7 protein-coding genes are annotated in these 7,036 nt (G+C 73.1%); 3 read left to right on the top strand and 4 right to left on the bottom strand.

Annotation, left to right across the window (positions count from 1 at the left end; all coding sequences use genetic code 11):
• Window positions 1–151: 151 nt before the first annotated feature.
• The 4 genes from ACWF9Z_RS27250 to ACWF9Z_RS27235 form a co-directional block, all read right to left on the bottom strand.
• Window positions 152–1,555 carry an O-antigen ligase family protein gene (locus ACWF9Z_RS27250; protein WP_453606082.1) on the bottom strand — a complete coding sequence of 468 codons (1,404 nt, stop codon included), beginning with the start codon at window positions 1,553–1,555 and terminating at the stop codon, window positions 152–154.
• 2 nt (window positions 1,556–1,557) lie between these two features.
• Window positions 1,558–3,114: a sugar transferase gene (locus tag ACWF9Z_RS27245; protein ID WP_453606080.1), complete on the bottom strand. Its 1,557-nt coding sequence runs from the start codon at window positions 3,112–3,114 to the stop codon at window positions 1,558–1,560.
• A gap of 74 nt (window positions 3,115–3,188) precedes the next feature.
• On the bottom strand, window positions 3,189–4,337 hold the full coding sequence (locus ACWF9Z_RS27240) for a glycosyltransferase (protein ID WP_453606095.1): 1,149 nt from the start codon (window positions 4,335–4,337) through the stop codon (window positions 3,189–3,191).
• Between the two features lie 148 nt (window positions 4,338–4,485).
• Window positions 4,486–5,604: a DUF3344 domain-containing protein gene (locus ACWF9Z_RS27235; protein ID WP_453606078.1), complete on the bottom strand. Its 1,119-nt coding sequence runs from the start codon at window positions 5,602–5,604 to the stop codon at window positions 4,486–4,488.
• Window positions 5,605–5,779: 175 nt separating this feature from the next.
• On the opposite strand from ACWF9Z_RS27235, the gene ACWF9Z_RS27230 reads away from it, so the two are divergent.
• The 3 genes from ACWF9Z_RS27230 (at window position 5,780) to ACWF9Z_RS27220 (ending at window position 6,926) form a co-directional block, all read left to right on the top strand.
• Window positions 5,780–5,926, top strand: coding sequence for a chaplin family protein (locus tag ACWF9Z_RS27230; protein WP_453606076.1), 147 nt, complete (start codon window positions 5,780–5,782; stop codon window positions 5,924–5,926).
• 117 nt (window positions 5,927–6,043) lie between these two features.
• Window positions 6,044–6,454 (top strand): rodlin, encoded by a 411-nt coding sequence (locus ACWF9Z_RS27225; protein ID WP_453606075.1) that lies wholly within the window; start codon window positions 6,044–6,046, stop codon window positions 6,452–6,454.
• A gap of 238 nt (window positions 6,455–6,692) precedes the next feature.
• Window positions 6,693–6,926 (top strand): chaplin, encoded by a 234-nt coding sequence (locus ACWF9Z_RS27220; RefSeq protein WP_453606073.1) that lies wholly within the window; start codon window positions 6,693–6,695, stop codon window positions 6,924–6,926.
• Window positions 6,927–7,036 lie beyond the last annotated feature (110 nt).

Here is a 7,036-nt window from a genome sequence, read left to right as displayed (position 1 = left end):
CCACCCCCCTTTTTTTATTGTTAGGGCTACCACCGATATATACACCTATCTTTGGGTGCGGCCGGGCCCTGGTCCGGGTGCGGCGGACGGCCCGCAGCCGGGGCGACCTCGGTCGCCGCGGCTACGGGCCGCCGCCAGGGCGTGGTGTCCGTCACCGGGCGGCCGCCGGCGCCGCCGGCGGCGTACCGCCCGAAAGGACGGTGCCCGCCGGCCGCGCGGTCCGGCCCGGCCCGCCCGGGAGGCCCGGGGAGGGCAGGGCCCACCAGGCCGCCAGGCCGATGATCACTCCGGTCAGGACGGTCGAGGGGCCGCCGATGTCCGCGTAGAGGAAGTCGGTCAGCTGCCACACGAACAGGCCGATCGCGACGAGCCCGCAGTCCCGCAGCGCGGCGCCGCCGGTCAGGCACCGGCGCAGGCCCGCCACCAGCAGCGCCAGCCAGCCGCCGGCCAGTGCCAGCAGCCCGGTCAGCCCCTGCTCGCTCAGCACCAGCAGGTACATGTTGTGCGGGGACAGCAGCGGCTGGCGGATGTAGGCCTGGCCCGCGCCCGCGGTGTCGCTGCCCGAGGAGAGCGCCAGCCCGGAGTGCGCGTCCCGGTTGGCCGGGAAGCCCTTCAGGCCGACCCCGACCGCGGGCCGCTCGCGCCACATCGACTCGGCGGCGGCCCACATCGTGTAGCGGTCGGTGACCGACTGGTCGGGCGCGTCGGAGACCTGGGTGATCGAGGTCAGCCGTTCCGCCACCATCTCGGATCCGACGCCGAGCCCGCCCACGAGCACCACGCCCGCGGCGGCCAGGGCGAGCAGCACCTTCAGCGCCCGCCTGATCCCGGCCAGCGCCATCACGAGTACGGCCGCGGCGAGGGTCGCGATCCACGCGCCGCGGCTGAAGGACAGCACCAGCGGGAGCATCAGCAGCAGCGCCGAGGCGCCGGCCGCCCGGCGCACCCGCGCCGGCAGCCCGGGCGCCAGGGCCGCGGCGGTGGCGACGACCAGTCCGTAGGCGACGACCGTGGCCATGCCCATGACGTCGCCGGGGCCGAAGGTGCCCACGGCGCGGATGTCCTCGCCCTGGTAGGAGGCACCGGTGTGGGTGGCGAACTGCACCACGCCCACCGCGCCCTGGACCAGCGCCAGCACCACGAAGCACCCGGCGGCCAGCCGGAACTCCCCGGCGTCGCGCACCAGCAGCACGATCGCCGCCGGGACCAGTACGAACACCTGGAGGTAGCGGACGAAGCCGGGCAGGGCGGCGTACGGGTCCCCCGCGGTCACCGTCGAGACGGCGAGCCCGACGGCGGGCAGCCCGAGGACGAACACCCCGAGCGGGCTCAGGGTCCGCACGCGGCCCCGCAGGGCCTGGATCCCGCAGACGAACACGAGCAGCAGAGAGGCGGCGTCGGCCGGGCCGACCTTTCCCGAGGCGGTCGCGTCGCCCGCCGGCAGCGGGGCGAGCAGGGCCAGTACGGTCGCGGCGAGCGGCAGCAGCGGCCAGTGCCGGCGCAGCAGATCGGCGGTGTCCGGGCGTGCCCAGGACGTCGGTGCGGCAAGGCTCATGCTCAGCTGCCCCCCAGCCGGAAGCGGAAGAAGGAGGCCGCGGTGCGGGCCAGGATCCACAGGTCCTGCCACAGCGACCAGGTGTCGATGTAGTGGTTGTCGAAGCGGGCCCGGTCCTCGATGGAGGTGTCCCCCCGCAGGCCGTTGATCTGGGCGAGGCCGGTGATGCCGACGGGCATCCGGTGCCGGGCCTCGTAACCGGGGTGGACGCTGCTGAACTTGGCCACGAAGAAGGGCCGTTCGGGGCGGGGACCGACCAGGCTCATGTCACCCCGGACCACGTTCCACAGCTGCGGCAGCTCGTCCAGCGAGGACTTGCGCAGGAAGGAGCCGACCGGGCTCATCCGGCAGTCGCCGGCCACCGTCCACCGGGTGGCGGACTCGTGGGCGTCGGCGCGCAGGGTACGGAACTTCAGCAGGGTGAAGGGCCGTCCGTACAGGCCGACCCGCTCCTGCCGGAAGATCACCCCGCGTCCGTCGGAGACCCGTACCGCCAGCGCGCAGGCGCCCATCACGGGCGCGGCCGCCAGCAGCGCGAGCGCGGCGAGCGAGGAGTCGATGACCCGCTTCGCGAACCGCTCCACCGGCCGGGCCGGGCGCGGCAGCAGCGGCTGCACGGCGTACCCCCACAGCTGGTCGGCGGGCTGCGCGACGCGCATGCCGGTGACCTTCGCGGTGCCGGCCGGGTCGGCGAGCCAGAGCCGGCAGCCGTGGTCGTGGAAGAGGCGGACCAGGGAGGCGGTGCGCTCGTCGGCCTCGGGCGGGCGGGTGAAGACGGCGTCCTGGACGGAGTTCTGGATGACGGCCCGCCGGATGTCCTCGTGGGTGACCAGTACGGGCACTCCCGCTCCCCCCTCCGCGGCGGCGGCGGCGGACCTCACGGCGGTATCGGCGAGCCCGACGGGGCGCAGCCCGTACTCGGGGCGTCCGTGCAGGGCGGCGGCGACCTCGCTCGCCCCGGCGCCCGGTCCGACGACCAGGGCGGACGCGGGACGGCGGACGTGGCTGCGGCGGCGCAGCTGGTTGACGAACCCCCGTCCCGCGCAGGCCAGTACGGCCTGGAGGCAGACGGCGCCGAGCAGGTCTCCCCAGCCCAGGGCCTCGGCGGGAACGACGGCGGCCAGGACCGCGGCGGCCCCGCACCACAGGACGGCCGCCCGTCCGGCCAGCGCGGGCAGTTCCAGCAGCGCGGAGGGGGCGAGCCGTGGCCGGTACAGCCCGGCCTGCGCGTGCAGCGCGGCCAGCAGTACGGCGAGGGCCGCGGCCGCCCCGCGCGCCGGCTCCAGTCCGGGCAGGGCGGCGGCGGTCGCCACGACGGCGAGCGCATCGGCGTTCAGCAGCGGGAGGATCCCGTCCCGCCGGCGGACCCGCTGCGGCCGGACGGCCGTACGGGCCTGGTCGGCCTTGGGCCCGCGCGGGGGGTGGATGGCGGTCACGGACCGCCGGACGGCGGTGGCCCCGGGGGTGACGGCCGTGACGCCCGCTGTGCGGCCGGAGCTGATCGTGGTGTTGAGGGTGGTGTTGATGCCGGCGCTGCCGGTCGTGGTGGCGCTGGTCATGCCGGCACCGGTGCTGCCTGCGGCGGGCCCCGTGCCACCCTGCCCGGTGTGCCGGGGGGGTGCGCTGTCCATCGTCATCGGCTGATGCGCTCCTGGTTCAAGGGCCGGGGCCTGCCCAGCAGTTCGTGATACAGACCGGTGACCGCGTCCGTGGTCCGCCGCACGTCGAAGTCCGTCCGCGCGTGCCGCTCGGCCTGCTCCCCGAGTTCGGCGAGCAGCCGCGGCTCGGCGAGCAGCCCTCCCAGAGCCTTGGCCAGCGCCGTCGGCTCCTCCGGCTCCACCAGGCACAGCCGTGCCTGGCCGGGCGGCAGGCTCTCCCTGGCACCACTGACGTCGGAGACCAGGACCGGGCGGCCGCAGGCCATGGCTTCGAGCGGGGCGAGCGCCATGCCTTCCCAGCGCGACGGCAGTACAACGAGATCGGCGGCCCGAAGCCACGGTCGGATGTCGCGGACGGCTCCCGCGAAGTGCACTCCGGGCGGGGCCGTACGGCGCAGCCGGTCCATGTCGGGGCCGTCGCCGACGAGTGCGAGACGGGCTCCGGGGACGGCGCCGAGCAGCTCCGGCCAGGCCCGCAGCAGGATGTCCTGCCCCTTCTGCAGGCAGAGCCGGCCGACGCAGACGGCGAGCGGCCCGTCGCCCTGGAGGGCGGCGGGCAGGGGCAGTTCGGCGCGCGCCAGCGCCTTGTCCCGGACGGGGTCCGGATCGCCGGGGCGGAAGTGGCCGAGGTCGACGCCGTTGCGGATCACCGACCAGCGGGCCGCGATCCCCTCGGACTCGCCCGTCCGGCGCTCGGCCTCGCTGACGCAGAGCACCCGGTCGGCCCAACGGGCCCCCAGGCGCTCCCAGCGCAGCGCGAGCGCGGCGGTGGCCCCGCCGACCGCGTCGAAGGACCAGGCGTGCGGCTGGAAGACGGTCGGGACGGCGCCGCGCACGGCGAGCCGTCCGGCGAGCCCCGCCTTGGCGCTGTGGGCGTGCAGGATGTCGGGCCGGACCCGCCCGATCAGGCGGCGGGCGCCCAGCACTTCGGCGGCCAGGCCCGGTCCGGGGGCCCGGCCGGCGCGCCAGGTGAACACCTCGGCCCCGGCGTCGCGTGCGGCTTCGGCGAGGTGTCCGCCGCGCGGGCAGCCGACCACGGTCCGCAGTCCGGCGGCGGACTGGGCGCGGACGAGGTCGACGACGACGCGCGCGACCCCGCCCTCGACGGGCTGGACGAGGTGCAGGACCGACGGGGGCCGCCCCGGTGCGGGGGCGGCGGGAGGGGCGGGGGCGGCGGGAGGGGCGGGGGAAGGAGTCGGCGGAGAGGAGGGGGAGGACGGGGAGGAAGGCGGTGGAGAAGGCTGCGTTGGCACGTGGAGTGGTCTCCTGCGTTCAGCGGCGCGCGTCTGTCTGAACGAAGAGCACACCGAGGAATTGACCCTGGCTTTCACCCGTGAATCCGAAGGTGAGGCTGCGGGCGCCACCGGACAGGGCGGGACTCAGATCGAACACGTCCGCGTCATATCCGAGATTATTCATATGTTCGGGCTGTCGCACGAACGAGTGATGTCCGAATTCCGTGATCGTGGAATTCATAACATCATTAAAAGGATTTTCTGTGTCGCTCAGATCGATCCGGCGGCCACTGTCGGCGGTCACCGTGAGTGAGTCCCCGAGCGTGCCGCGGTCGCCGTCGTACGCGACCACCCCGGCCCGCCCCGAAGCCCCGGGCGCGGCGTCCAGACCGGCGATCTCGACCGTCTCGCCCGCCGCCTCACCGGCCCCTGCGGCCAGCGACTCGAAGCCGTCCCAGATCGAGATCCTCCGCACCGGCTCCTGCGGGTGCTCGTAGGCCACCACCAGCGTCCAGCCGCCCCAGGCGCCCAGGTCCGAATGACCCATGGCGATGTTCAGCTGGGCCACCGTCCACATCCCGGCGCCGCCCTTGCGGACCAGCGGAGTGACGTCGGCGGAGGCCTGATAGGCATCGCCGCGGTCGTCGCTCTGGTGCCCGATCACCGTGTCGGCCAGCACTTCCTTGTACGCGCCGCCCGGCTCGGCGACCAGCACCCGGCCGTTGTCCTCCGGCGGCTTCTGCTCGCCGACGCGCAGGTTCCCGCCCCAGTAGAGACGGGCGTACGAGACCTTCGCGCCCTGCGGGACCTTGAGCTCGGCCCGGGTGGAGTTGTAGGTGTCCGGGTCCTTGTCGACCTCGTCGTAGAACATCTCGAAGTCGCCGTTGGTCCCGGCCGCGCCCTTGTTGACCGCGGCGCAGGGCTCGGCCTGCGGGGTCTCCTCCTTGCGGCAGCCGATGGAGGAGTTGGAGGCACGGACCAGGCCGCCGTGCTGCGCGGCCTGGTAGCGCTGGGTGAAGGGGACCCGGGGCGCCTCTTTGACCAGAGGGGCCCGTTTCCCCGGCGGGGCCGCGGCACCGGCCACGGGCACGTTCGCCGAAAGGACGAGGCAGGACAGCAGACCGAGCGTGCCGAGGATTCTGCGGGAGGAACCCATGACCCCGTCTCCATTTTTCGATCAAGGGGACAAAACAGGAGTGAACTTTGTCAGAACTCAGGCGGGAAATCACGCCGGACTCGCCCATACGGCCTTTTGGGCGATAGCACGCACCCTCGGCTCGGGAGGGTCGTTATGGCGTGCGAGATTGTTCGAACCGAAAGGCAAATCGGAGATGCGCCGCGCAGGCCGGCCCCCCGGAGTCCCGAGCGGCAACCCGCTCCAGGTCCCGGCCGGCGTCCCGGCGAACACCCGCGGCCCCACCGTCGACGTGGCCGCCCCGCCGCACCCCGCGTCCGGCAGGACCCGCGTCAACGCCTGACGTCAACCGAGCGGCCCGAAACTTCGGCATCCGGGTGAAGAGGCGCAACCCGGACCACGGCCGGGCCGTTGATCCGGGTGCTTGAGTACCGGGCAATCCTGCAAAAAAGGGACCATCATGATCAAGAAGTTCGCGGCCGGAGCAGCGGTTGCCGCCTCGTTCGTCGGTCTGGGTGCCGCCATGGCCCCGCAGGCCATGGCCATCGGCAACGACAACGGCATCAACACCGTGAACGGCAACGGGGCCTCGCAGATCTACGGCAACCAGGCCACCTACGGCAACATGAGCCCGCAAATGGCGCTCATCCAGGGCTCCTTCAACAAGCCCTGCATCGCCCTGCCCGCCAAGGCCAACGTCCAGTCCGTCCTGGCTCTGGTCAACGTCGGCGTCCAGGACATCCCCGTCCTGTCCAGCCCGCAGAACCAGCAGTGCACCGAGAACTCCACCCAGGCCAAGGGCGACGAGGCCCTCTCGCACATCCTGGATAACATCCCGATCCTGTCCGGCAACGCCTCCGCGGGCAGCTGACGGCACCCCGCGCACCGCGCCCGCGAGGCCGCCGCACCTTCGGGTCGCGGCGGCCTCGCCGCATGTGGGGATTCGAATAGCGGGCAGAGCGGGCCGGATAAATGCGGCCGAATTCTGACCGCACGAGCATCTGAGTGAAATTGCGGGCCGTCCGCAAAAATCCCCGGTTTCTTTTCCTCCGCACACTCGTTGTTATTTCTGCAGTGGATACGCCTCTGCGGGAAGGAATCGAAAACAAATGACGTACAAGAAGGCAGTGGTGCTGGCCGCCGGCATCCTGATGGCCGCCGGTGCCGCCTCCCCCGCCATGGCCGACTCCGTGGCCGAGGGCCAGGCCATCGGCTCCCCGGGCGTCCTGTCGGGCAACCTGGTCCAGGTCCCGGTGCACGTCCCCGTCAACGTCTGCGGCAACACCGTCAACGTGATCGCGCTGCTGAACCCCGCGTTCGGCAACACCTGCGTCAACGCCTGACGCAGCGCCTGTGCCCGTGAGGGCAGACCTCCTCGGAGTGGGGCGGCGGGTCTGGCGGGGTGGTCGCGCTGGCCCACCCCCAGAAACAAGCCCCCCGCGGCGCCGCGGTC

It is taken from the genome of Streptomyces sp. NPDC054961 (assembly GCF_053609145.1).
The sequence above is the reverse complement of the archived record's forward strand: the minus strand, read 5'-3'. Positions and strand labels throughout refer to the sequence as shown.